Here is a 24,390-nt window from a genome sequence, read left to right on the forward strand (position 1 = left end):
CAAACCGGCGTCAGCGCCTCCGAAAACGCACCATTTCACACCCTCACCAACTCACCAATCTTCCGAGCCAGCACCTCGTTGATGCGCTGGTAGGACTCGTGCGTCCAGCCGCCCACGTGCGGGGTGAGCACCACGTTGGGAGCCGTGCGCAGATACTCAAAGCGGGTGCGCTGCTCGGGCTTGAGGCCGCTCAGCCGCTCGTTGTCGAGCACGTCGAGGGCCGCGCCGCGCAGCTTGCCTTCGCGCAGCAGCGGCACCAGGGCACTGTGGTCGAGCACTTCGCCGCGGGCCGTGTTGAGCAGCCAGAGCTTGTGGTGGAATCCGCGCAGCAGTGCCTCGTTGACGAAGCCGTGGTTTTCGGGCGAGTACGGAATGTGGATGCTGAGCACGTCGCAGCGCTGCTGCAGCTCCGCCAGGCTCACCAGCGGCAGGTAGTCGGTGGCGGCTACGGCCGGGTCGTGGTCGTAGCCGAGCACGGTGCAGCCGAAGCCGCGCAGGCAGCGGGCAAAGCTGCGCCCCATGTGGCCCGCGCCGATAATGCCCACGGTGCGGGCCTGCAGCTCGTAGCCGCGGTTGGCTTCGCGCTGCCACTCGCCGCGGCGCACCTCGGCGTCGGCCGAGGCCACTTTGCGCAGCAGGGCCAGCAGCGTGCCCACCGCAAATTCGCCCACGGCCTGGGCGTTGCCTTCGGGCGCATTCACCAGCGCCACGCCGGCCGCCTCCAGGGCCGCCACGTCGATGTTGTCGACGCCGGCGCCGGCGCGGGCCACGAAGCGAAGCTGGTGGCCGTGGCGCAGCAGCTCGGCCGTCACGCGCACCTTGGAGCGCACGATCAGGCCGTCGTAGGGTCTTTTGGCTAACGCAGCCGGCACTTCGGCGGGCAGCAAATCGGGTTCGTAATCAATCTGCACCCCGGCTTCACGCATGAGCGTCTTTAGCGAAGGGTGCATTTCATCGACGACAAGGCAGCAGATCATAGCTCAGGATAGGTGGTGGAGAGAACGGAACAGCGAAAACCACGCCCGGTTGGCCTAAGCCGCAGGCATCGAGCGGGAGCCAGCGGCAATCCGCTGGCCGGCAGTACTTAGCCCTGCTTGCGGTGCGCGGCCACCTGCTGGGTCAGGCCGATGAAATCCTGCACGCTGAGCTGCTCGGCGCGCTTGTCGAAGATGGGCTCGGTCATGGCTTCGGCGGGCATCCCCAGGGGCTTGAGGCAGTTGCGCAGCGTCTTGCGGCGGGTGCTGAAGGCCTGCTTCACCACCTGGAAGAACAGCTTCTCATCGCAGTCGAGACGCTCTACTTTATTACGCGTCAGGCGCAGCACCGCGCTCTGCACCTTGGGCGGCGGCACAAACACGTGCGGGGGCACCGTGAAGAGGTATTCGGTGTCGTAGAAAGCCTGCACCAGCACGCTCAGGATGCCGTAGACCTTGGAGCCGGGGCCGGCGGCAATGCGCTCGGCCACTTCCTTCTGGATCATGCCCACGCACTCGCGCACCTGCTGGCGGTGCTCCAGCACCTTGAAGTAAATCTGGGTGCTGATGTTGTAAGGAAAGTTGCCGATGACGGCCAGCGGCTCGTTATTGAACAGCTTGCCCAGGTCCTGCTTGAGAAAGTCGGCCGACAGAATGCGGTCCTGCAGGGCCGGAAAATGCACTTTCAGGTAGGCCACCGAGTCCCGGTCGATTTCGATAACGGTGGTTTCGTACGCGTCCGGGCGCTCCAGCAGGAACTGCGTGAGCACGCCCATGCCGGGGCCCACTTCCAGCACGTGGCGCACGCCGTCGGGCAGGCGCAGGCTTTCGGCGATGTCGCGAGAAATGTTGAGGTCGGCCAGAAAATGCTGGCCCAGGTGCTTCTTCGGGGTGACGCGTTCCACGGGCGGGGGCGCAAAGGACAGCTTCGCGCGTTGGATTGGGCGGCAAAAGTACGAAAGCCCGGCCGGGCCGCGCCGCCCGCGTGTTACGCGGCGGTTACGCATAACCCGATAACTTGCGCGCCGAAGCTATACCTGCGCTAATGTCTCTCCAACTCGCCACTGCCGCCGCGCTGCCCGCCGGCCCCGCCGATACCGTCGTGATTCTGCCCGCCGGCAGCACTTCCCTGCCCGCCCAAGCCCCCGCCCTGCCCGAGGCTGCCCGCCAGTACGCCGAAAGCCAGCTGGCCGCCGAGCAGAAGCTGTTCGCCGTGAACCTGTACTCGCACCGCCTGTACGTGGTGGTGGCCGAAGAGAAGAAAACCGCCGACCTCAACGCCGAGCAGCTGCGCCGCAAGGGCCACGAGCTGCACGCCAAGCTGAAAACCGCCAAAGTCAAGGAGCTGCACATCGTCGACCTGACCGCTGAAAAGAAAGCCGCCCTGCCCCTGGCCGAAGGCCTGTACCTGACGGCCTACCAGTTCGAGGGCTACAAAACCGACGAGAAAAGCAAGCAGCCGGCCGACCTGCAGCGCGTGGTGCTGGTGGACGCCGCCGAAGCCGAGGTGACGGCCCTGGCCCACCTGCTCAGCGGCGTGGAGCTGGCCCGCGACCTGGTGAACCTGCCCGCCAACAAGCTCACCGCCACCAACTTTGCCGAGCAGATGGCCGCCGCGGGCGAGCAGGCCGGCTTCCAGGTCGAAATCCTCGACCAGGCCCGCATCGAAGCCCTGCGCATGGGCGGGCTGCTGGCCGTGAACCAAGGCAGCCCCGAGCCGCCCACCTTCACCATCATGGAGTGGAAGCCCGCGGGCGCCAAAAATGACAAGCCCTACGTGCTGGTGGGCAAGGGCGTGGTGTACGACACCGGCGGCCTGAGCCTAAAGCCCACGCCCGGCAGCATGGACTTTATGAAGTGCGACATGGCCGGCGCCGCCGCTATGGTGGGCACGCTCTACGCCCTGGCCAAAAACAACGTCCCGCTGCACGTCATCGGCCTGGTGCCCGCCACCGACAACCGCCCCGGCGGCAACGCCTTCGCCCCTGGCGACGTGCTGACCATGCACTCGGGCCTCACGGTGGAAGTGCTCAACACCGACGCCGAAGGCCGCCTCATCCTGGCCGATGCGCTGCACTTCGCCAAGAAATACCAGCCCGAGCTGGTTATCGACGCGGCCACGCTCACCGGCTCGGCCGCCCGCGCCATCGGCAAGGAGGGCATCGTGGCCATGGGCACCTGCGGCGACGAAACAATGCAGGAGCTGGCCGCCGCCGGCCGCCGCGTGCACGAGCGGATCGTGGAGTTTCCGCTCTGGGACGAGTACGCCGAGCACATCAAGAGCGACATTGCCGACATCAACAACCTGGGCAAAGCCGAAGCCGGCGCCATTTCGGCCGGCAAGTTCCTGGAGCGCTTCATCGAAGGCACGCCCTGGATTCACCTCGACATTGCCGCCCCCGCCTACCTCACCGCTCCCGACTCGTACCGCGGCAAAAACGGCACCGGCACGGCCGTGCGGCTGATTTACGATTTCCTAACCAGCCGCGCGTAGCCTGGTTTTCTAAGAACGTCATGCCGAGCGCAGCCGAGGCATCTTGCGTGCTGATGCCAGATAGCAACCCGTTCGTTGAACGAGGAAATTGCTTTCAGACCAAACACGCGAGATGTCTCGACAAGCTCGACATGACGTTCTGTTTAGTCAGCTGCTTCGGTTCAGCTGCTTCTCTCCTCCCTTAGCACCAACTCCACAGAATGCTTCCCCGCATTGGCATCAGCACCGGCGACCTGGCCGGCATCGGCCCCGAAATCATCTACCGCACCCTGCAGGACCCGCGGGTTCTACGCTTCTGCACCCCGGTAGTTTACGGCACCGCCGCCACCCTCTTCGACGACTTCCCGCACGATAAGCACCACCCGCCGCTGAGCTTCCGGCAGGTGCGCGAGGCAGCCGACATCACGGCCGGCAAAGTCAACGCCGTGACCTGCTGGGACGAGGACTTCGTACTCACGCCCGGCCAGCCCACCGAAGCGTCCGGTCGCGCCGCCCGCCTGTCCCTGATTGCCGCCGCCGAGGACCTCAAGGCCGGGCTGATCGACGCGCTGGTGACGGCGCCCATCAGCAAGGAAAACACCCAGGGCGAGGGATTCAACTTCCCCGGCCACACCGAGTTCCTGGCTCACCACTTCAGCCCCAACAACGACAGCCTGATGTTCCTGGTGGCCGACGATTTGCGCGTGGCCACCGCCACCGGCCACATTGCCCTAAAGGACGTGCCCGCCCGCCTCACCTCCGAGGTACTCAGCGGCAAGCTCCGGATGCTGCTGCACTCCCTGCGCCAGGATTTCGGCATCGATAAGCCCCGGGTGGCCGTGCTGGGCCTGAATCCGCACGCCGGCGAAAAAGGCCTGATCGGCAAAGAAGAACAGGATCTGGTGATGCCGGTTATCCAGCAATTCCTCAACGACGGCCACCTCGTCTACGGCCCCTACCCTGCCGACGGCTTCTTCGGCACCCGGCAGTACGGGCAGTTCGACGCCACCCTGGCCTTGTACCACGACCAGGGCCTCATCCCGTTCAAAACCATTGCCTTCGAGCGGGGCGTCAACTTCACCGCCGGCCTGCCCGTCATCCGCACCTCTCCCGACCACGGCACCGCTTACGGCCTGGCCGGCAAGTTCGACGCCGACCCGACCTCTTTCCGCGAAGCCCTGTACCTGGCCTGTGACCTGGTACGCAACCGCAACAAGGAGAAGGAAGCCACGGCGCGGTAATCCGGCATTGCGGCGCGTGGCCGTCTGAGTCGTCCCCAGCCGCAGCGCGGCGACATGTTGGTAGTAACCCAGCGGTATAGAAGAACAGCCAAGCTGCAGCGCAGCGGCATTGCCTTGCTGATGTGGGGCTAATTTTGACGTTCTAGCGGCACCTCTGCCATGCCGCTGCGCTGCAGCTCGGCTGTTCTTTCTGCACGTCGCCCCTACCAATATGACGCCGCTCGGCGGCTGTGCATGAACCCTTTACGCCTTGATTACAACCTAGGAGCGGCGCATTTACTATTACCATCACAGAAACATTCTTTTCAAAAACGAAACTTTGTTTTTGATTTCGCAATTTCTGCTGCACCTTTGTAGCCGGAAAGGCTGATTGGCACCGTCTGATTCCGCCGTTCCACCCTCGCTTCACCTCGCTCATGACGCTCCACAACCCTTCGGAATATAAGTCTGCCCTGCGCCGCCTCGACGCACTGGTGGCCGCCGGTTTCGAGGGCAACGTGGCGCTGGAAACCGAGTTTCGGGAGCTGGTCGTGGCCATCGACGCCTACGAGGGCCAGCTCGGGCTGATGCCCATTCCGTCGCTGCCGGAGTCGCTGGCCGACATGATTGAGCTGAAGCGGCAGCAGATGCGCCTCAAGCAGAAAGAGCTGGCGCAGCTGCTGGAAGTGCCGGCCGGCGCCCTGTCCCAGATCCTGAGTGGCAAGCGCCGCGTAACCCTGGATCTGGCCAAAAAGCTCTACGAGCGGCTGGGCATCAGTCCGGAGTTTATTCTCAAAAAGGCCTAAACTCCCGCTGAAGCTTCCCTCAACCCTCATTCAAGCGGCGAAATATTGCTATTTTTGCCGCCCGCCTGAACCGACTCCGTGAAAAAGGACCATAAATACGACCTGCCGCTGGCCGCCCTGACCGAGAAAAAGCACGAGTTCGTGTTTGACCTCGACCAGGCGTTCTTCGAGCAATTCGACCAGACCCTGATTCCGGACGGCAAGCTGCGCGCCGATGTGGTGGTCGACAAAACCGCCCAGCGCATCGTCATCGACACGCACATCGTGGGCACCGTGCAGCTGATCTGCGACCGGAGCCTCGACGAGTTCGACCAGCCCATCGACGTGGAAAACCAGCTGCTGCTGCGCTTCGGCGACCAGGAACTGGAGCTCGACGACGACGTGCTGCAGGTGACGCCCGACACGCAGACCCTGCCGATGGCCCAGCACCTGTTCGACTACATCGGTCTGGCCTTGCCCATGAAGAAGCTGCACCCGCGCTTCCAGAATGAGGAGGACGACAACCCCGACGCCGAAGTCAAGCTCATCTACTCCACCGGCTCGTCTTCGGACGCCGAGGACGATGATGACCAGGACCCCGGCGACCCGCGCTGGAATGCGCTGCGGAACCTAAACTAAGGCCGCACCCCTTCTCCCGTTTTTTCATTTTTTTCTTCACTTTCACTCATGGCACACCCCAAACGACGCATTTCCGCCGTCCGCCGCGACAAGCGTCGCACCCACTACAAGCTCGACCCGAAGCCGGTTTCCGTTTGCCAGACCACCGGCGAGCTGCACCTGCGTCACCGCGCGTACGTGGTAGATGGTGACCTGTACCTCAACGGTAAAGTAGCTATTGCCGGCTACGCTCCGGTAGCTTCGGCCGCTCCCAGCACCGACGAGGAATAGCCCCGACCCGCTCCTAGCCCAGCCGGCGGCCCTCACCCGGCCGCCGGTTTTACATTACCGCCGACTGTTCTTCATCCCGCTTTCATGAAAATAGCCCTCGACGCCATGGGCGGCGACTTCGCCCCCAAAGCTGCCGTGGACGGAGCCGTGCTGGCCGCCGAACAACTCGATGGCCAGGCCACTATTGTGGTCATCGGCCAGGAAGAAGCCGTGCGCCCCCTGCTCGACGCGCACGGCGAGCGTGCCCGCAATATTGAGTTCGTGCCCGCCACGCAGGTCATTGCCATGGGGGAACACCCCACCAAAGCCCTGCAGCAAAAGCCCGATTCCAGTATTGCCGTGGGCTACAAGCTGCTGCACGGCAGCGACGTGGAAGCCTTCTGCTCGGCTGGCAGCACCGGTGCCATGCTGGTGGGCGCCATCTTCAGCGTGAAGCCCGTGCCCGGCGTGATGCGCCCGGCCATTGCCAACCTCGTGCCCAAGCTGAAAGGCGAGTACGGCGTGATGGTGGACGCCGGCGCCAACGCCGAGTGCAAGCCCGAAATGCTGGAGCAGTTTGCCGAGCTTGGCTCGCTCTACGCGCAGTACGTGTTGGGCATTGATCGGCCGAAAGTAGGCCTGATGAACCTCGGGGAGGAAGAAGGCAAGGGCACCGCCCTGCTGCAAGCCGCCTACAACCTGCTGAAAGTGAACCCCCACATTCACTTCATCGGCAACATCGAGGGCCGCGACATGTTCAATGAGAAGGCCGACGTGATTGTGTGCGACGGCTACACCGGGAACGTGATTCTGAAGCTCTCGGAGTCGTTTTACGACATCATGCACGAGAAGGGCATCCATAAGGACCCGTTCTTCCACAAGTTCGACTACGAAGGCGTGGGCGGCTCCCCGATTCTGGGCATCAACGACAACGTCATCATCGGCCACGGCGTGAGCGGGCCGAAGGCTATCTGCAGCATGCTGATGCAGGGCTTCCAGATGGCCAAGTCGGGCATTGCCGACCAGATCAAGGACACCTTCAAGTCCTAGCGCGGAAGCACATCCGCCGCTCAGTCCGGCCACCTCGGTCGGACTTTTTACTACCTTGGCGGCCGTTTTAGGCGGCGCCTTCTCATCAGCCGCACCTTTCTTTTTCTCTTGCCCATGAAGCTGACCGCTGCCATTACCGGCGTAGGCGCCTACGTACCCGAGTACGTGCTGACCAACCAGGAACTCGAAAAGCTGGTCGATACCAACGACGAGTGGATTCAGACCCGGACCGGCATCAAGGAGCGCCGCATCCTGAAAGGTGAAAATCAGGGTACCTCGGTCATGGCCATCAAGGCCGTGCAGCAGCTACTGGACAAAACCGGCACCCGGCCCGAGGAAGTGGAGCTGCTGATCTGCGCTACCACCACGCCGGACATGGTCTTCCCGGCTACGGCCAACATCATCTGCGAAGGCGTGGGCATCAAGAATGCCTTCGGCTACGACATTTCGGCCGCCTGCTCGGGCTTCCTGTTTGCCCTGGCCACCGGCGCCTCGTTCGTCCGGGCGGGTCTGTACAAGAAAGTCATCATCGTCGGGGCCGATAAGATGTCGGCCATTACCGACTACACCGACCGCAGCACCTGCATCCTGTTCGGCGACGGGGCCGGCGCGGTGCTGCTGGAACCGACCACCGACGGCTACGGCATCCTCGACCAGGAGCTGCGCTCCGACGGCATCGGCGAAAACTACCTGTACCAGAAAGCCGGCGGCTCGCGCCGCCCGCCGTCCATCGAGACGGTGACCAACCGGGAGCATTTCGTGTACCAGGAAGGCGCAACGGTGTACAAGTTTGCCGTGAAGGGCATGGCCGATGTGGCCGGCACCGTGGCCGAGCGCAACGGCCTCACCGCCGACACCATCGACTGGCTGGTGCCGCACCAGGCCAACAAGCGCATCATCGACGCCACCGCCTCGCGCGTGGGCATCGGCGCCGACAAGGTGATGCTGAACATCTACAAGTACGGCAACACCACCAACGCCACCATTCCGCTCTGCCTCTCGGACTACGAAAGCCAGCTGCGTCGCGGCAACAACCTGATTGTGGCGGCCTTCGGCGGCGGCTTCACCTGGGGCGCGCTCTACGTGAAGTGGGCCTACGACCCGAAGCCTGGTCCGCAAACCGCTTAATTTCAGGCGGCCGGCGCGGAACCCCTATACTTGCACCTCCCGACGTGCCGCCCCGCCCACCCGGACGGGTCGGCACGTTTTTGTTTTCTCCCCCAATCGTTTTCCTCCCCTGGCGCGGCAGCCCGACGGTTTTCCGGAATCAGCCCGGCAGCGGCGTCAACCCAAACTCTTCTTTACCTCATGGCAACCACCGCGGATTTTCGCAATGGCCTCGTGTTGAACTACAACGGGGACCTGCACGTCATCACGGAGTTTCAGCACGTGAAGCCCGGCAAAGGCCCCGCTTTCGTGCGCACCAAAATGCGCAACATCAAGACCGGCAAGGTGATTGACAACACCTTCAACGCCGGCGTGAAAGTGGAAACGGCCCGCGTGGAGCAGCGCCCGCACCAGTACCTGTACAAGGACGACTACGGCTACACCTTCATGGATACCGACAGCTTCGAGCAGATTACGCTGCCCGAGGCCATGGTGCCCTTCGCCGACCTGATGAAGGAAGGCCAGATGGCGACCATCCTGATGCACGCCGAAACCGAGCAGCCGCTGACTGCCGAGCTGCCCGCCTTCGTGGAGCTGGTGGTGACCTACACCGAGCCCGGCCTGCGCGGCGACACGGCCACCAACACCCTGAAGCCGGCCATCCTGGAGACGGGGGCCCGCATCCAGGTGCCTTTGTTCATTGACCAGGACCAGAAAATCAAGGTCGACACCCGCGACTACTCCTATGTCGAAAGAGTCAAATAAGGACCAAGCGAAGCCCTCCCCCGCTGCCATGAAAGCCAAAGAACTGCAAGACCTCATCGACTTCATCGCGAAGTCGGGCCTGAACAAGGTCAACATCGAGACGGAAGAATTCAAGATTTCGGTTCAGCGCGAGCCGAACACGAAATACGTGGCCTCGGCAGCTCCCGCCGCCCCGGCACCCGTAGCCGCCCCGGCTGCTGCGCCTGCCCCCGCCGCCGCTCCGGCCGCCCCGGCTGCTGCGCCTGCCGCCGCCGAAGCGCCGGCTGCCAGCAACACGGTAGCGCTGAAAGCCCCGATGATTGGCACCTTCTACCGCTCGAGCAGCCCCGAAAGCCCCTCCTTCGTGAACGTGGGCGACGTGGTGGAGCAGGGCCAGGTGATTTGCATCATCGAAGCCATGAAGCTGTTCAACGAAATCGAAGCCGAGCAGCGTGGCCGCATCGTGAAGGCCATGGTCGACAACGCCTCCCCCGTGGAGTACGACCAGCCCCTGTTCCTGATCGAGCCGATGTAATCCTTGGACATGAGACTGTGAGACATGAGAAGTGAGACAGACGAATCGTTCTGCGAAATCGTCCATCTCACTTCTCATGTCTCACAGTCTCATTTCTTTCCCACAACCATGTTCAAGAAAATACTCATTGCCAACCGCGGGGAAATTGCGCTGCGCGTGATTCGCACCTGCCGCGAGATGGGCATCAAGACGGTGGCCGTGTACTCCACCGCCGATAAGGAAAGCCTGCACGTACGCTTCGCCGACGAAGCCGTGTGCATCGGGCCGCCCGCCTCGCGCGACTCGTACCTGAACATTCCGAATCTGATTGCCGCCGCCGAAATCACCAACGCCGACGCCATTCACCCCGGCTACGGCTTCCTGTCGGAAAACGCGGAATTCTCGCGCATCTGCCGCGAAAACGGCATCAAGTTCATCGGGGCCTCGCCCGAGATGATCAACTCGATGGGCGACAAGGCTTCGGCCAAGGACACCATGAAAAAGGCCGGCGTGCCCACCATTCCGGGCTCCGACGGTCTGCTCGACTCCATTGAGCAGGGCAAGAAGGTGGCGGCCAAGATCAAGTACCCCGTTATCCTGAAGGCTACGGCCGGCGGCGGCGGGCGCGGCATGCGCATCATCAAGAGCGAGGACGAGTTCGAGAAGGCCTGGAACGACGCCCGCACCGAGGCCAAAGCCGCTTTCGGCAACGACGGCGTGTACCTGGAGAAGTTCGTGGAGGAGCCCCGCCACATCGAAATCCAGATTGCCGGCGACCAGTTCGGCACCGTGTGCCACCTCTCGGAGCGGGACTGCTCGATTCAGCGCCGGCACCAGAAGCTGGTGGAAGAGGCCCCGTCGCCCTTCATGACTGACGAGCTGCGCGAGAAGATGGGCAAGGCCGCCGTGGCCGGCGCCAGCAGCATCGGCTACGAGGGCGTGGGCACCATCGAGTTCCTGGTCGACAAAAACCGGGACTTCTACTTCATGGAGATGAACACCCGCATCCAGGTGGAGCACCCCGTGACGGAGGAGGTTATCAACTTCGACCTGATCAAGGAACAGATCAAAGTGGCGGCGGGCATTGCCATTTCGGGCAAAAACTACCTACCCAAGCTGCACGCCATGGAGTGCCGCATCAACGCCGAGGACCCGCGCAAGGACTTCCGCCCGGCGCCCGGCAAAATCACGGTGCTGCACATTCCCGGCGGCCACGGCGTGCGCGTGGACACCCACGTGTACGCGGGCTACCAGATTCCGCCCAACTACGACTCGATGATTGCCAAGCTCATCACCGTGGCCCAGACCCGGGAGGAGTGCGTGGTGAAAATGAAGCGCGCCCTGTCGGAATTCGTGGTGGAAGGCGTCAAGACGACGATTCCCTTCCACCTGAAGCTGATGGACGACGAGGAGTTCAAAGCCGGCAACTTCACCACGAAGTTCCTGGAGTCATTTGACTTCTCGACGCTGTAAGCGGCTTTTTCGCAAGCGTAAAACGGCTCATCCTCGTCTGGATGAGCCGTTTTTTGTTGCTACTTACTATCCGATGGTGCCCCGCAAACTACCGATTCTGGACCGCTCCCTGCGCTGGCTGGTCTGCCCGGCGGCCCTGCTGATTCTTCCCTGCAGGCCTTGCAGGGGCTGGCAGCGAGCGGCCACTGGAGCCAGGCAGGCCGCGGCGGCGAGTACGCGGCCGGCAACGGGGGCGCTATGCGCGTGGCGCCGCTGGCGTTTGTGCAGCCGCCCGTGGAGCGCCGGCTCATCGAGGATGTGTGCAGCCTTACGCACCGGCACCCGGAGTCCTACGCCGGGGCGCTAGCCGTGGTGCCGGGCATCCGGGCCTGGCTGCAAGCGGTTATTGCGCGGTTTAGCCAGTGCTGGCAATAAGTTCGGCGCCGATGCACTACCAGGGCCGCTTCTGAAACACCGACAGCACCTTCACGCCGTTAGCACGCAGCACGTACACTTCGGCGCCGAGCGAATCGGGGTAGGCCTCGGGATGCGTGCGGTAAGCGGTCAGGAAGTACACATCCTTGGCGGCCGGGTCCAGCTGCAGGCGCTGACGGGCCGCGGCGGGCAGGATGGCCACGTTGTTCATCATCGGCATACGCTGGCCGGCGTCGAGGTGAATCCGCGGGGCCGCGTCGTGGGCCAGCACCCATTCCAGGCCGGCCCGGTACGAGAGGCCCCAGTAGTCCCGTTCGAACTGCTGCTCGACCACGGCGGGCGGCAGAAACGAGAAGTACACCTGCTGCTGCGGGTGGGCGGCCACCATGCGGCCCAGGGTCAGCAGTACTTCGACAGCGGCCAGCGTGGCGGCGCCCTGGGCCAGCCGCCGCCCCCAGCCGGGGCGCCGGGCGGCCTGCGCCACGGCCCAGGCGCCGCGCAGGGCCAGCAGCAGCAGGGCCGGGTAAATGAAGTACAGGTGACGCCAGCCGTCGTACACCACCGAGTGCAGCACGATAACCATCAGCACGGGCAAGGCCAGCCAGCCAATGAACAGCGCGTCGAGGCGGCCATTGAGCGGCTGCAGCTGGGCCAGGGGGCGCCGCAGCCAGGCCGCCAGGTAGGTACCGGCGCCCAGCAGCGCGGCCGTCACGTAGGCCACCGGCGTGGTCAGCAGCACCCACACCGGGATGTAGTGCCAGGGCAGGGCGTTGATGGACACCCGCTGGCCGAAGTACAGCAGGTCGGCGTCGAAGCTGAACTTGCTCAGGCTGGCAAAGGCGCGCTGGAAGTTGGCAAGCGGGGCCGCCCAGAGGTAGGGCCAGCCCACGATGATGGCCACCAGCGTCACGAGCAGGTAAACGGGCAGCAGGCGCAGCCACCGGCCGGGCTGCTTGTCGGGGCGGGGCGCCGCCAGCAGCTCCAGCGCCACCATGCCCAGGGTGAAGGCCAGCAGCAGGATACCCATGATGCGCACGTCGGTGGCGGCGGCGGTGGCCAGGCCGTGCAGCGCCGCCCGGCCCGGCGTGGGGCGCTGCAGCAGGCGCACCAGGGTGTACACGCCCAGGGTGAAAAAGGCAAGGAACACGATGTCCTTGGTGTTGTAGAAGCCCTCGGCGAAAAAGCGGGGCGAGAGCAGCAGCAAGGTGCTGGCGGCCAGCCCCAGGCGCCAGTCCTGGAACCGGGCGCGGGCCAGCCCATACAGCGCCCAGGCGCCCATCCAGAACACCAGGAACACGCAGCCGTGGCGCCAGAGGTACACCGCCCGCGAATCGTGCAGGCCCAGCAGCTGCTCCAGCAGACACACCGGCAGCTCAAACAGCACGCCGTGGTCGTTGTCGGAGTAGGTGGCGAAGTCGGGCAGATTCTGCAGGGCCGGCTGCCGGGCCGTCCAGGCCGGAGCCACCTGGCTGGTCACGTACCGGGTACTGATCAGGCCGGTGGTGCGGTCCGTGGGCTCGTCCCACGACACGCCGTAGCCGGGCAGTAGCAGCAGGCCCAGCAGCAGCCACAGGGCGAAGTAGCAGCGAATCCAGAACCTGGGGGACAAGCGGGAGGTAAGCGGGCGGGGAAATCCGGGGAGCATGGGGCGGAGACAAGGCAGGACCCTAAAAATAATCATACGGTTTTATAGCTCCCCGCATAATTCAGTCAACCGCCCCTGCGGCTGGCTGAACGCGGGCTGGGCATATTCGAAAAGTCAAAACCGCCCCATTTCCTGGTGTCGGGCACCACTCCCGGTATCCGAAGTCATATTTTATCAACCTACACAACCCCACTTTATGCCTGTGAGCTTTGGTAACGAACTTTATCTGTCGTTATGACAATTTCAATCTTGCGTAATTTTTTTATGAAATATCGCCAATAATTGACTATTTGCCGCCTCCACAACCAATCCATTCCCACCATTATGTTCAAACACTCTGCGGCAGCCGCCTGGCTGCTCGCGGCCGGAGCCGTATTGGCTTCGTGCAGCAAAGAAGCGGCCCTCTCGCCCGCTCCCGCCGTGGCGCCCCTGGCCACTACCCCCAACGCCGTGGCCGCCAACGGCGTGATGATGCAGGGCTTTTACTGGAACACGCCCATCAGCACCACGGCCGGCAGCTGGTGGCAAAACCTGGGCAGCAAGGCCCAGGAGCTGAGCGACGCGGGCATCACCGCCATCTGGCTGCCCCCGGCCTACAAGGGCGGCAGCGCCCAGGACGTGGGCTACGGCGTGTACGACCGGTACGATTTGGGCGAATTCAACCAGAAAGGCACCGTGGCCACCCGCTACGGCACCATCGGCCAGCTGCAGTCGGCCATTACGGCCCTGCACGGCAAGGGCATCCAGGTGTACGAGGACATGGTGATGAACCACCTCACCTGGGCCGACGCGCAGGAAACGGTGAACGGCAACACAGTGTACACCAAGTTCAACTACCCCGGCCGCGGCAGCACCTACAGCGCCTATAAGTGGGGCTACAACAACTTCACCGGCACCCAGCAGGCGCCCAACAACGGCTGGTACCAGTGGAAAAGCTGGGACTTTCAGCCCTACGCCAACAACGACGCCTACGACAACCTGCTGGGCTCGGAAATCCAGTACAACGGCAACGCCAGCAATGCCACCGAAACCATCAACTGGGGCAACTGGATTACCACCAAGCTCCAGCTCGACGGCTACCGCCTCGACGCCACGAAGCACATCTACACGCCCTACGTGAATCAGTGGCTGGACGCGGTGAAGGGCAGCAGCGGCCGGTTTGCCGTGTCGGAGGCCTGGTTCCGGAACCTGGGCGACATGAACAACTACGCCGCCGCCACCGGGGGCCGCACCAGCCTGTTCGACGTGCCGCTGCACTACACCTTCCAGGACATGAGCAACGGCAATGGCAGCTGGGACATGCGCGGGCTGCAGTTTGCCGGCTTCACCGAGGCCAACGGGCCGCTGTCGGTATCCTTCGTGGATAACCACGACACCGACCAGCAGGGCGGGGCGCTGTATTCGCCGGTGACCAACCTGAAGATGCTGGCCTACGCCTACATCCTCACCCGCGAGAAAGGCTACCCCTGCGTGTTCTACCGCGACTATTACGAGTACGGCCTGGGCGGGCAGATCAAAACGCTCATTACCATCCGCAAAGCCAACGCCTACGGGGCCGCCACGGAGTACACCAGCGTGAATGACGCCGACGTGTACGCCTATTCCCGCGCCGGCGACGCCTCGCACCCCGGCCTGCTGGTGCTGCTCAACGACGGCAGCACGGCCCGCACCAAGACCATTACCACGCCCTTCAAGAGCGTAACCCTGACCGACAAAACCGGCAACAACACCAGCACCATCACCACCGACGCCAACGGCACCGGCAACTTCCCGGTGGGTGCCCGCGGCTACGCTGTGTGGGTGCCTGGCACCGGCGGCACCACGCCCCCACCCAGCGGCACCACGGCCGTGACGTTCAACGTGACTTACAGCAACACCGTGAGCGGGCAGGATGTGTACGTTATCGGCAGCACGGCCCAGCTCGGCAACTGGAACACGGCCAGCGCCATCAAGCTCAGCGGCGCGGCCTGGCCCAAGTGGAGCGGCACCGTGAACCTGACCGCGGGCACGGCCGTGCAGTACAAGTACATCCGCAAGGACGGGGCCGGCAACGTGCTCTGGGAAGGCGGCTCGAACCGCAGCTTCACCCCCACCGGCACCACGCTGACGCGCACCGATACCTGGCAGTAGCGCCGGGAAGACGCTTTAATGTTTGTGTGAATGAAAAAAGGCCAGCTGCTTCAGCTGGCCTTTTTTCGGTTGCAACAGGGCTTTATTGGCGCTTGTACAAGGTACCATTGAAGTAGATGCGTTCGGGCTTGGCCGCCGTGCCTTCGGTCACGAAGGGAAAGCTCACCCCGCTGGTTTGCTGCCCCTGGTTGTCGGTCAGCGTCAGGACAAAGCCGTTGAGCTGCCAGCGGCCGGCTGCCTGGCCCTGCCCGCCGGTCTTCAGGACCGAGCCGTCGGAGACGCTACTGGAGGAGGCCACGCCGGAGCGGGAATAGGTGCCGTCGGCGCGGAAGGTGTAGGTGCCGGCCACGGCAATGGAGCCTGAGCCGGTGGAAACGGAATTGCCGCCCTCGAAAGTACCTAGCAGCTGCTGGGTGCTGCGAAACGGCTGTGCCCCCACGAAGATGCCCGTGTCCCAGTTGAAGGCGTCGGCTTTGGCGTCCTCCACCACGCTGCTGGATTTCTGCCCGCTGGCCCAGGCTACCGTGAGCTTGTTGCCACTAACCTGGAAGGTGCCGCGGTAGCCCGGCTTGAGCGCCGCCAGCTCGGCCGCCGAGAAGCCGGTCGGGTCCACGTACACCCGGCCATCGGGCGTGAAGTAGTAGGTACTTTTCTCCAGGGAACGGGTGGCAATCCAGTAGCGCGTCATCAAAAACAGGCCCACCGGGCGGTTGCCCGTCACCTTGCCGACCAGGGGCTGGGCCACGGCGGCCGGGCGGGCTGCCGGGCGCGGGGCCGCCGTGACGGCCGGAGCCGGGCGGGCCGCCGCCGGGGCGGTGGCGGGGCCGGGCCCTACCGGTCGGATAGTGCTGGCCGGCTGCGTCGCCGGAGCTGGCGCGCTGGCGCTGCCGCCGGCATTGCGGGCGGCGGCCTGCAGCACGGTGGCAAAGCGTGCATCGGGGCGCACGGCGGCCAGGTCGGCGTCGGTGCGCAGGGAGTTGGGGTCGGCGTAGCCTAGGGCCGTAGCCTGGTTCAGAGCGGCAAAGGCGGCGTTGGCATTGCCGGCCAGGGACTCAATGCAGGCCATATTGTAGCGGTGCACCGGGTCCTGGGGCTCGTAGTCGATGGCCTGCTGGCAGAGCGTCCGGGCCTGGGTGAGGTTGCGCGCCTGCACCGCCTGCAGCATCACTGGATAAATGGCCACTACGGCCTGGTGCTTGGCGGCGGCATCGGACTGCGCGTGGAGCGGGCGGCTGCTCAGCAGCGCGGCCACAACCAGGGTTGCGGCGAGGAAACGGGCTGACATGGTGGGAATGCCGGGGAATGGTGGACGGGCTCAGAAAATACCCATTGCGCCGCCGAAATCCGCGCAAAGTCGATGGACCCGGGACTGGCCTCTACCAAGCGGCCCACACTGAATACCAAGCCGCGGCGTTAAGGCGCAAATCTGCGCTCCGTATGCCGCCGACCCGGCCATTTTCTGCTCCTCCTGCCGTGCTGATTACGCTACTGCCGGCGCCGGCCGCCACGGCCCAGACCCCGCCCGTGTGCCGGAGCGTGCTACCGGCGAGGACTTTGCCGAACTGACGCTGCACTATGAGCTAGGACCGGGCGCGCGTTGAACCCGCAATAACAGCCGCGGGGCCGGCCAATTGGTCGGCCCCGTGGCTGTTAGGTCGTCGTTTCAGGAGTTGGATTTTCGATTTCCTGGGTCAGCTCCTGGTACCAGGCCTCGCCGTACTTTCGAATCAGCGGCTCCTTCAGGAACTTGTACACCGGCACGCCCAGCTGGGCGCCGAAGGCGCAGGCCGGATTGCAGATTTCCCACCGGTCGTAGTTCAGGGCCTCGAACTCGTCGTACTTGCTGATGCGGATGGGGTACAGGTGGCAGCTGATGGGCTTTTTGAACGTGGTGGCCCCGGCCAGATAGGCCTGCTCGATGCCGCACTTCAGGATGCCCCGCTCGTCGTACAAGGCGTAGGCACACTCCCGGTTGTCGATGGTGGTGGTCGAGTAGTCGCCCTCCCAGTCCTCCACGTACAGGCCCTGCTCCTCAATGGCGTGGCGGCCGGCGTGGGTCAGGAAGGGCTTGATCTTATCGTACTCCTGCTCCAGAATCTTGAGCTCCGCCTCTTCCAGCGGGGCGCCCAGGTCACCCTCCACGCAGCAGGCGCCCTTGCAGCGCTCCAGGTTGCAGACGAAAAACTGGTCGCGGACGTCGTCGGAGACGATGGTATTCTGGATGACAATCATGGAAGGGTGCGGGAAACGAGCCGCAAAGATACGGCGGCAGATTCGCTGCCGAACAACGCCCGGCGGCGCGAAGTTCGCCTTTCCCTTAGCCGCTCAGCGCACCTACCCGTCACGTAAGGCAAACTCAGCGCCACAGCTTCACGCAAATCAACACAATGCCCAATACCAGGACGTGAGCCGATAAGCTGCCCTTGTCAAAGGCAGAAGCGCGCTCCAGGATGCATTTGCCCACGAGGAACAGGCCCCAGAAAATGCCAAAGCCATAACCGAAGAGCAGGGGTAGTACGGGTGTTCCTAACGTGCATGCACTACCCACCGGCATGAACTGCGCCATTAGCACGCAGGCAATTATGCACAGCAAGTAAAACCCGACCGTCAGGGCAAACCCCGCCGCTGCCGAGCGGCCCCAGGAAAGTTGGTCTGCGTTCATGGAAGTGAAAGATAAAGTAAGCTAACCACATTAGCCGCCCGGCCCCTTCCCCCGCCGCCCCGTTCGTCTTACCTTTGTGGTTTAGCCGCCAAGCCGGCTACGAAGACGACGAATGGCACTGGACTATATCAACCTACTCAACGAGTCGCAGCGCGGCGCGGTGTTGCACACCGAGGGCCCGGCGATGATTATTGCGGGCGCGGGCTCGGGCAAGACGCGGGTACTGACCTACCGCATTGCCCACCTGCTGGAAAAGGGCGTGGACCCGTTCAACATCCTGGCCCTGACCTTTACCAACAAGGCCGCCCGCGAAATGCGCGCCCGGATTGAGAAGGTGGTGGGCCCCGAGGCCAAGAACCTGTGGATGGGCACCTTCCACAGCATCTTCGCCCGCATTCTGCGCTCGGAGGCCGATAAGCTCGGCTACCCGCGGCACTTCACCATCTACGACACCCAGGACACCAAGACGCTCATCACCCAGATTGTGAAGGAGCTGGACCTGGACGACAAGCTCTACAAGCCGAGCACCGTGCTGGGCCGCATTTCTGCGGCCAAGAACAAACTGATTTCGGTGCAGCAGTACCTGCAGGACCCCGTCATCAAGCAGGACGACGAGGCCGCGCTGCGGCCCAAAATCGGCGTCATCTACCAGCAGTACCAGCAGCGCTGCTTCAAGGCCGGCGCCATGGACTTCGACGACCTGCTGTACCAGACCAACGTCCTGTTCAAGGACCACCCGGACGCGCTGAACAAGTATCAGAACATCTTCCACTACGTGATGGTGGACGAGTACCAGGACACCAACTACTCGCAGTATCTCATCAGCCGGAAGCTGGCGGCCAAAAACCGCAACATCTGCGTGGTGGGCGACGACGCGCAGAGCATCTACGCCTTCCGCGGCGCCGACATCCAGAACATCCTCAACTTCGAGAAGGACTACCCCGAGCTGGCCATTTTCAAGCTGGAGCAGAACTACCGCAGCACGAAAAACATCGTGAAGGCGGCCAACTCGGTTATCAAGAACAACCAGGCCCAGCTGCGCAAAAGCGTGTTTTCCGACAACGAGGAAGGCCCGCGCATCGAGGTGATTCGGGCGGCCTCAGACAACGAGGAGGGCAAGCTGGTGGCCAACGGCATCTACGAGGAGAAGATGAACCACCATCTTTCCTACGACCATTTTGCCATCCTCTACCGCACCAACGCTCAGAGCCGGGCCATGGAAGAGGCCCTGCGCAAGCTCAACATCAAGTACAAAATCGTCGGCGGCCTCTCGTTCTACCAGCGCAAGGAAATCAAGGACCTGGTGGCCTACCTGCGCCTAACCGTCAACCCCAACGACGAGCAGGCCCTGCGCCGCATCATCAACTACCCCAAGCGCGGCATCGGCGACACCACGATCAGCAAGCTGATCAACGCGGCGGAGGAGTCGAACCATACGCTCTGGGAAGTGGTGACCAATGCTGACCAGTTTCTGCCCGCCCGGGTGTCGAACCCGGTGGTGGACTTCGGCGAGAAAATCAAGAGCTACGCCGTGGTGGCCGGCAAGGATGACGCCTTCGAGGCGGCCAAGTTCATTGCCAAGAACTCGGGCATGATCGAGGACCTCTACGCCGACAAGAGCATCGAGGGCCTCTCGCGCTACGAGAACATCCAGGAGCTGCTGAACGGCATCAAGGAATACGTGGACGACCCGGAGCGGGAGGACAAGTCTCTGGCTTCCTTCCTGCAGGACATTGCGCTGGTGACGGATACCGACCTCAAGGACGCCAAGGACGAGGGCGAATCCGTCACGCTGATGACGATTCACTCGGCCAAGGGCCTGGAGTTCCGCAACGTGTACATCGTGGGCATGGAGGAAAACCTGTTCCCCTCGCAGATGATGATAACCTCGCGCTCGGACCTGGAGGAGGAGCGCCGCCTGTTCTACGTGGCCATTACCCGGGCCGAGAAAAAGCTCACGCTCAGCTACGCCACCTCCCGCTACCAGTGGGGCAACCTGCGCAGCTGCGAGAAAAGCCGCTTTATCGACGAAATCGACCCCACGTTCGTGGAGTTCAAGTACGGGCAGGAGGAAAGCCCCTTCGCCCCGGTGCTGGAACGCCGCTCGAACCTGGTCGGCGCTCAGAAAATCAAGCCCGCCGCGGCCCCGGTGAAGCCCTACGTGCCCTCCCCCGACTTCAAGCCCTCGGACACCACCAACCTGGCCGTCGGCAACAAGGTGGAGCACCCCAAGTTCGGCTTCGGCACGGTGGTCAAGCTGGAAAAGCAGGACGGCTCGGTGAAAGCCACGATTCAGTTCGAGGGCGGCGTGGGCGAGAAAACCCTGCTGCTGAGCTTCGCCAAGCTGCGGATTGTATAACCCCGCCCGCGTCGTAGCGCGAACTTGTAGTTCGCGTATCCTGAACGGTTGTCGTTACAAGATGCCGCTAAGGATACGCGAACTATTTTTTTAGCTAATGAGCCACACAAGCATGATCTTCCTCGATATCGACGGCGTGCTCTGCACCCAACCACTATGGAAGCCAGAAGTCATGGCCGACGACGGGTACAGCGAGTTCAACGCCGCCTGCGTGGCCAATCTGAACGCGTTGGTTGAAAAAACCGGCGCACAGATCGTCCTTACTTCGTCGCGCCGCATGACCGTAACTTTGGCCGGATTTCAGGCCTTGATGCAGCGCCGTGGCTTTCGTGGTGACATCCGGGGCAAAGTCGATGAGGCCACTGAACCAAACGGGACGTCCCGCGCTTCTGAAATAGAGGGCTGGCTGACCCGGCACGGCGAGCCGGCCCGCTACGTCATTATCGACGACGACAGCCGGCTGGCCGGGCTGCCAGACCACTACCGCCGGCACTGGGTCCGCACGGCCTACCACCGCGGCTTGGATGCGGCGGCGCTGGCCGAAGCCCTACGTATTCTGGCGGCCGGCCAATAATTTGGGCTGTTGGCGTTTCGTAGCGGCGAAAACGCGACCTGAACGGTGCAACTGCCGTATATTTAGCGCTTCAAACCGTCGAGCCATTACCTGCTCGGCACCCTCGGCTGGCCTCCCCTCCTATCCGGGTATCCGACTCCGCGCCGCCGAATTCCTTTCCTGACAAACCAATGATTGACATTCTTCCCCCGCAGCTCCAGCTGCTGGTGCGCGAATACGGCCAGAATACCTACCAGCTGGCCCAGACGCTGCTCACGCTGGAAGACCGCGCCGAGCGCACCAAGCGCGCCCAGCAGATTGTGCAGCTCATGTTCCGCCTGAATCCCGGCGTACGGGAGCAGCAGGACTACCAGCACAAGCTCTGGAACCACCTCTACGCCATGACCGGCAACCAGCTGGACGTGGACGCCCCCTTCCCCCTCACCGGCCTCGACCAGTTTACCCGCAAGCCCGAACGCCTCAGCTACCCCACCAAGGGCCCCAAGCTGCGTCCTTACGGCAAAAACGTGGAGGAGCTGGTGGCCAAGGCCGTGGCCCTGGAAGATACCACCGCCCGCGAGCAGGCAGCCATTAGTATCGGCCGGGTGATGAAGTTTCTGCACCGGATGCACAGCAAGGACATCCCGAAGGACGTGACCATCATCCGCCACCTCAAAGATTTGTCGGCCGGCAAGCTGCAGCTCGACCAGGCCCAGGTGGACGCCGCCGGCGGCTTCGACACCATGACCGGCTCGGCCAGTCAGGGCGGTGGTGGCGGCGGCCGCGCCAGCCAGGGCGCATTCGTGGTGCCGCAGCCCCGCCAGGAGCGGGAGCAGCGCCGCGGTGGCGGCAAGCAGGAGCGCCGCGACAAGCGCCGGGGCAAAAAAGGAGGCCGTGAACCGCAACAACCGCCGCAGTAATTATTTGGACATGGGCTGGTGAGACATGAGAAGTGAGACAGACGTCAGCAACGATTTCGCTGAACCTGGATGTCCGTCTCCCTTCTCAGGCCTCACTGTCTCATATCTCATCGACTCTGTTCCAGAATGGCAGCAGCTTTTGAAGTAATCGGCGGGAAACCGCTGCGCGGCGAGATAGTGCCGCAAGGGGCCAAAAACGAGGCCCTGCAAATCCTCTGTGCCGTGCTTCTGACCCCGGAGCCCGTCACCATCTCCAACATTCCGGACATCCGCGACGTCAACAAGCTCATTGAGCTGCTCGGCAGCATGGGTGTGCAGGTAGAGCGGCTCTCGGCCGATACCTACCGCTTCCAGGCCGATGAAGTCAACCTCGACTACCTCGACACGCCGGAGTTCGTGAAGCAGGCGCGCGAGCTGCGCGGCTCGGTGATGATTCTGGGCCCGATGCTGGCCCGCTACGGCAAGTGCCAGCTGCCCAAGCCCGGCGGCGACAAAATTGGCCGCCGGCCGCTGGATACCCATTTCTGGGGCCTGCAGAAACTCGGCGCCGACCTGAAAGTGGAAGGCCCGGAGTTTTACCGTATGTCGGCCTCGAACGGGCTGCGCGGCGCGTACATGCTGCTGGACGAGGCTTCGGTAACGGGCACGGCCAACATCGTGATGGGCGCGGTGCTGGCCGAGGGTACCACCACCATCTACAACGCGGCCTGCGAGCCGTACCTGCAGCAGCTCTGCAGGATGCTGGTGCGTATGGGCGCCAATATCCAAGGCATCGGCTCGAACCTGCTGGTCATCGAAGGCGTGAAGTCGCTCGGCGGCACCGAGCACCGCATGCTGCCCGACATGATTGAAATCGGCTCGTTTATCGGGCTGGCAGCCATGACGGGCTCGGAAATTACCATCAAGGACTGCGCCATCCCCGAGCTGGGTTTGATTCCGGACACCTTCCGCAAGCTGGGCATCCAGCTGGAGTTCCGCGGCGACGACATCTTCGTGCCGGCCCAGCCGCGCTACGAAATTGCCACCTACCTCGACGGCTCCATCCTGACGGTATCGGACCACACCTGGCCGGGTTTCACGCCCGATTTGCTGAGCATTATGCTGGTGGTGGCCACTCAGGCCAAAGGCACCGTGCTGATTCACCAGAAGATGTTCGAGTCGCGCCTGTTCTTCGTCGACAAGCTCATCGACATGGGCGCGCAGATTACCCTCTGCGACCCGCACCGCGCCATCGTCATCGGCCTCGACAAGCACCACGCCCTGCGCGGCATCACCATGACCTCGCCCGACATCCGCGCCGGCGTGGCCCTGCTGATTGCCGCCCTCTCGGCCGAGGGCAAGAGCACGATTCTCAACATCGAGCAGATTGACCGCGGCTACCAGAACATCGAAGGCCGCCTGCAGGCCCTGGGTGCCCAGATCAAGCGCGTCGGCTAAGGCACCGAAGCCCGTTGACCCTAAAAAGCCCCGCCCCTACCGGCGGGGCTTTTTGTTTGCCCCAAGCGCTGCCGCAAAAGGAAATTCTCCAACCGTCGTTATCCATCCACATTCATCTAAACCCATGTATTGCCATGCATAAACTAACTGGAATTCTGGTGGGGTTGGGGTTGCTGCTGGGCGGTTGCAGCAACGATAAGGAAGCGGCCCCAGCCGTGGCCGATCAGGCCGTGATGCTGGAGGCCCCGGCCGTGGAATACGCGCCGGTTTCCGGAGCCGCCGAAGCAGAGCAGGCCGATGCCCTGGCCGACGGCAACAGCGGCCCCGCCGCCGTGCCCGTCAGCCCCACGGCCCGGCAGCTGATTTACAAGGCCGACGTCGACATCAAAGTCCGTGACCTGCCCCGCGCGGCGGCCCGCGTCGACAGCATCGTGCGGCGCAGCGGCAGCTGGGTGGGCGCTGCCGCCCAAACCCACTCCGACGACGCGTGGCGGCAGGAAATGACCATCCGCGTGCGGCCCGAGCGGTTTACCACTTTGCTCGCGGGCCTGTCCGCCCTCGGTACCGTGGAGCGCAAGGCCCTGACTTCGGAGGACGTAACGGCCGAGCACGCCGACGTGGCGGCCCGCCTGCGCACCAAGCGCGCCCTGGAGCAGCGCTACATCGGGCTGCTGAGCCAGGCCAAAAAGGTGAGCGAGGTGCTGGAAATCGAGGGCAAAATCGGGCAGGTGCGCGAGGAAATCGAGTCGGCGGAAAGCCGCTTTAAGGCCCTGAACGACCAAGTAGCCTACTCCACCATCACGCTGAAGCTCTACCAGCCGTTGACCCTGCCCGCGCCCGACGCGCCGGTTATTTCCTTCGGCAGCCGCGTAGTCGAGGCATTTTACGACGGCTGGCAGCTGGTCACCGGGCTGTGCATCGGCCTGGTGGCGCTGTGGCCGCTACTGCTGGTCGGGGGCGTTGTGTTCTGGCTGGTTCGCCGCTGGCGCCTGCGCCGGCTGGCTTTGCAGTAGTAGTGCCGCTTACGCACAAAAAAGCCCGG

Annotated in this window: 23 protein-coding genes; 17 read left to right on the forward strand and 6 right to left on the reverse strand. The window is 63.5% G+C overall.

The features are described from left to right. Positions 1-35: 35 nt before the first annotated feature. On the reverse strand, positions 36-977 hold the full coding sequence (locus FDY95_RS01760; protein WP_138075000.1) for an NAD(P)-dependent oxidoreductase: 942 nt from the start codon (positions 975-977) through the stop codon (positions 36-38). Between the two features lie 107 nt (positions 978-1,084). Beyond that, on the reverse strand, positions 1,085-1,879 hold the full coding sequence (gene rsmA, locus FDY95_RS01765) for a 16S rRNA (adenine(1518)-N(6)/adenine(1519)-N(6))-dimethyltransferase RsmA (RefSeq protein ID WP_138075001.1): 795 nt from the start codon (positions 1,877-1,879) through the stop codon (positions 1,085-1,087). 140 nt (positions 1,880-2,019) lie between these two features. Here rsmA and FDY95_RS01770 point away from each other — a divergent pair, with 140 nt between their 5' ends. From FDY95_RS01770 to FDY95_RS01820, 11 genes are all read left to right on the forward strand, one after another. Next, entirely contained in the window at positions 2,020-3,468 is a 1,449-nt protein-coding gene (locus tag FDY95_RS01770; RefSeq protein ID WP_138075002.1) for a leucyl aminopeptidase family protein, read from the forward strand. 200 nt (positions 3,469-3,668) lie between these two features. Then, a complete protein-coding gene (gene pdxA, locus FDY95_RS01775) occupies positions 3,669-4,688 on the forward strand; it encodes a 4-hydroxythreonine-4-phosphate dehydrogenase PdxA (protein WP_138075003.1) in 1,020 nt (339 codons plus the stop codon). A gap of 416 nt (positions 4,689-5,104) precedes the next feature. After that, positions 5,105-5,473 (forward strand): helix-turn-helix domain-containing protein, encoded by a 369-nt coding sequence (locus FDY95_RS01780; protein ID WP_138075004.1) that lies wholly within the window; start codon positions 5,105-5,107, stop codon positions 5,471-5,473. Between the two features lie 78 nt (positions 5,474-5,551). Continuing rightward, entirely contained in the window at positions 5,552-6,091 is a 540-nt protein-coding gene (locus FDY95_RS01785) for a YceD family protein (RefSeq protein ID WP_138075005.1), read from the forward strand. A 48-nt stretch (positions 6,092-6,139) separates the two neighbouring features. Beyond that, complete coding sequence (gene rpmF / locus FDY95_RS01790; RefSeq protein ID WP_111476452.1) at positions 6,140-6,361, forward strand: 50S ribosomal protein L32; 222 nt, start codon at positions 6,140-6,142, stop codon at positions 6,359-6,361. Between the two features lie 84 nt (positions 6,362-6,445). After that, on the forward strand, positions 6,446-7,390 hold the full coding sequence (gene plsX, locus FDY95_RS01795) for a phosphate acyltransferase PlsX (RefSeq protein WP_111476451.1): 945 nt from the start codon (positions 6,446-6,448) through the stop codon (positions 7,388-7,390). A 114-nt stretch (positions 7,391-7,504) separates the two neighbouring features. Beyond that, the gene (locus FDY95_RS01800; RefSeq protein ID WP_111476450.1) at positions 7,505-8,518 is read left to right on the forward strand and encodes a beta-ketoacyl-ACP synthase III; all 1,014 of its coding nucleotides are present in this window, start codon (positions 7,505-7,507) and stop codon (positions 8,516-8,518) included. 180 nt (positions 8,519-8,698) lie between these two features. Next, entirely contained in the window at positions 8,699-9,262 is a 564-nt protein-coding gene (gene efp / locus FDY95_RS01805) for an elongation factor P (protein ID WP_138075006.1), read from the forward strand. Between the two features lie 28 nt (positions 9,263-9,290). Next, positions 9,291-9,776 carry an acetyl-CoA carboxylase biotin carboxyl carrier protein gene (gene accB, locus FDY95_RS01810; RefSeq protein WP_138075007.1) on the forward strand — a complete coding sequence of 162 codons (486 nt, stop codon included), beginning with the start codon at positions 9,291-9,293 and terminating at the stop codon, positions 9,774-9,776. A gap of 108 nt (positions 9,777-9,884) precedes the next feature. Beyond that, positions 9,885-11,228 (forward strand): acetyl-CoA carboxylase biotin carboxylase subunit, encoded by a 1,344-nt coding sequence (accC, locus tag FDY95_RS01815; RefSeq protein ID WP_138075008.1) that lies wholly within the window; start codon positions 9,885-9,887, stop codon positions 11,226-11,228. A 123-nt stretch (positions 11,229-11,351) separates the two neighbouring features. Beyond that, a complete protein-coding gene (locus FDY95_RS01820) occupies positions 11,352-11,642 on the forward strand; it encodes an ADP-ribosylglycohydrolase family protein (RefSeq protein ID WP_262710159.1) in 291 nt (96 codons plus the stop codon). Positions 11,643-11,658: 16 nt separating this feature from the next. Here FDY95_RS01820 and FDY95_RS01825 read toward each other — a convergent pair whose 3' ends face one another. Beyond that, on the reverse strand, positions 11,659-13,251 hold the full coding sequence (locus FDY95_RS01825; protein ID WP_171025483.1) for a glycosyltransferase family 39 protein: 1,593 nt from the start codon (positions 13,249-13,251) through the stop codon (positions 11,659-11,661). A 360-nt stretch (positions 13,252-13,611) separates the two neighbouring features. Between FDY95_RS01825 and FDY95_RS01830 the strand changes: the two genes are divergently transcribed. Continuing rightward, positions 13,612-15,417 carry an alpha-amylase gene (locus FDY95_RS01830; RefSeq protein ID WP_138075011.1) on the forward strand — a complete coding sequence of 602 codons (1,806 nt, stop codon included), beginning with the start codon at positions 13,612-13,614 and terminating at the stop codon, positions 15,415-15,417. 82 nt (positions 15,418-15,499) lie between these two features. Here the strand turns inward: FDY95_RS01830 and FDY95_RS01835 are convergent, their stop codons facing one another. From FDY95_RS01835 to FDY95_RS01845, 3 genes are all read right to left on the reverse strand, one after another. Next, on the reverse strand, positions 15,500-16,702 hold the full coding sequence (locus FDY95_RS01835) for a TPR end-of-group domain-containing protein (RefSeq protein ID WP_138075012.1): 1,203 nt from the start codon (positions 16,700-16,702) through the stop codon (positions 15,500-15,502). A gap of 365 nt (positions 16,703-17,067) precedes the next feature. Then, the gene (locus FDY95_RS01840) at positions 17,068-17,649 is read right to left on the reverse strand and encodes a DUF3109 family protein (protein WP_138075013.1); all 582 of its coding nucleotides are present in this window, start codon (positions 17,647-17,649) and stop codon (positions 17,068-17,070) included. Between the two features lie 124 nt (positions 17,650-17,773). Further along, the gene (locus tag FDY95_RS01845) at positions 17,774-18,079 is read right to left on the reverse strand and encodes a hypothetical protein (protein ID WP_138075014.1); all 306 of its coding nucleotides are present in this window, start codon (positions 18,077-18,079) and stop codon (positions 17,774-17,776) included. Positions 18,080-18,197: 118 nt separating this feature from the next. Between FDY95_RS01845 and FDY95_RS01850 the strand changes: the two genes are divergently transcribed. The 5 genes from FDY95_RS01850 to FDY95_RS01870 all read left to right on the forward strand — a co-directional run bounded on the left by FDY95_RS01850 (position 18,198) and on the right by FDY95_RS01870 (position 24,361). Next, entirely contained in the window at positions 18,198-20,438 is a 2,241-nt protein-coding gene (locus FDY95_RS01850; RefSeq protein WP_138075450.1) for an ATP-dependent helicase, read from the forward strand. Between the two features lie 112 nt (positions 20,439-20,550). Next, positions 20,551-21,012 carry an HAD domain-containing protein gene (locus tag FDY95_RS01855; RefSeq protein ID WP_138075015.1) on the forward strand — a complete coding sequence of 154 codons (462 nt, stop codon included), beginning with the start codon at positions 20,551-20,553 and terminating at the stop codon, positions 21,010-21,012. A 170-nt stretch (positions 21,013-21,182) separates the two neighbouring features. After that, positions 21,183-21,911 (forward strand): DUF4290 domain-containing protein, encoded by a 729-nt coding sequence (locus tag FDY95_RS01860; RefSeq protein ID WP_138075016.1) that lies wholly within the window; start codon positions 21,183-21,185, stop codon positions 21,909-21,911. 126 nt (positions 21,912-22,037) lie between these two features. Next, positions 22,038-23,348: a UDP-N-acetylglucosamine 1-carboxyvinyltransferase gene (gene murA / locus FDY95_RS01865; protein ID WP_138075017.1), complete on the forward strand. Its 1,311-nt coding sequence runs from the start codon at positions 22,038-22,040 to the stop codon at positions 23,346-23,348. 134 nt (positions 23,349-23,482) lie between these two features. Then, positions 23,483-24,361, forward strand: a complete 879-nt coding sequence (locus FDY95_RS01870; RefSeq protein ID WP_138075018.1) for a DUF4349 domain-containing protein — start codon at positions 23,483-23,485, stop codon at positions 24,359-24,361. Positions 24,362-24,390: the final 29 nt, after the last annotated feature.

The organism is Hymenobacter jeollabukensis, from assembly GCF_005771675.1.
Classification (GTDB): domain Bacteria; phylum Bacteroidota; class Bacteroidia; order Cytophagales; family Hymenobacteraceae; genus Solirubrum; species Solirubrum jeollabukense.

Coding starts and splice junctions, on each gene's coding strand:
- murA (WP_138075017.1), top strand. CDS start 22,038: ATGGCAGCAGCTTTTGAAGTAATCGGCGGGAAACCGCTGCGCGGCGAG.
- FDY95_RS01840 (WP_138075013.1), bottom strand. CDS start 17,649: ATGATTGTCATCCAGAATACCATCGTCTCCGACGACGTCCGCGACCAG.
- pdxA (WP_138075003.1), top strand. CDS start 3,669: ATGCTTCCCCGCATTGGCATCAGCACCGGCGACCTGGCCGGCATCGGC.
- FDY95_RS01770 (WP_138075002.1), top strand. CDS start 2,020: ATGTCTCTCCAACTCGCCACTGCCGCCGCGCTGCCCGCCGGCCCCGCC.
- plsX (WP_111476451.1), top strand. CDS start 6,446: ATGAAAATAGCCCTCGACGCCATGGGCGGCGACTTCGCCCCCAAAGCT.
- FDY95_RS01760 (WP_138075000.1), bottom strand. CDS start 977: ATGATCTGCTGCCTTGTCGTCGATGAAATGCACCCTTCGCTAAAGACG.
- rpmF (WP_111476452.1), top strand. CDS start 6,140: ATGGCACACCCCAAACGACGCATTTCCGCCGTCCGCCGCGACAAGCGT.
- FDY95_RS01845 (WP_138075014.1), bottom strand. CDS start 18,079: ATGAACGCAGACCAACTTTCCTGGGGCCGCTCGGCAGCGGCGGGGTTT.
- FDY95_RS01830 (WP_138075011.1), top strand. CDS start 13,612: ATGTTCAAACACTCTGCGGCAGCCGCCTGGCTGCTCGCGGCCGGAGCC.
- FDY95_RS01780 (WP_138075004.1), top strand. CDS start 5,105: ATGACGCTCCACAACCCTTCGGAATATAAGTCTGCCCTGCGCCGCCTC.
- accB (WP_138075007.1), top strand. CDS start 9,291: ATGAAAGCCAAAGAACTGCAAGACCTCATCGACTTCATCGCGAAGTCG.
- FDY95_RS01870 (WP_138075018.1), top strand. CDS start 23,483: ATGCATAAACTAACTGGAATTCTGGTGGGGTTGGGGTTGCTGCTGGGC.
- efp (WP_138075006.1), top strand. CDS start 8,699: ATGGCAACCACCGCGGATTTTCGCAATGGCCTCGTGTTGAACTACAAC.
- FDY95_RS01835 (WP_138075012.1), bottom strand. CDS start 16,702: ATGTCAGCCCGTTTCCTCGCCGCAACCCTGGTTGTGGCCGCGCTGCTG.
- FDY95_RS01855 (WP_138075015.1), top strand. CDS start 20,551: ATGATCTTCCTCGATATCGACGGCGTGCTCTGCACCCAACCACTATGG.
- accC (WP_138075008.1), top strand. CDS start 9,885: ATGTTCAAGAAAATACTCATTGCCAACCGCGGGGAAATTGCGCTGCGC.
- FDY95_RS01860 (WP_138075016.1), top strand. CDS start 21,183: ATGATTGACATTCTTCCCCCGCAGCTCCAGCTGCTGGTGCGCGAATAC.
- FDY95_RS01800 (WP_111476450.1), top strand. CDS start 7,505: ATGAAGCTGACCGCTGCCATTACCGGCGTAGGCGCCTACGTACCCGAG.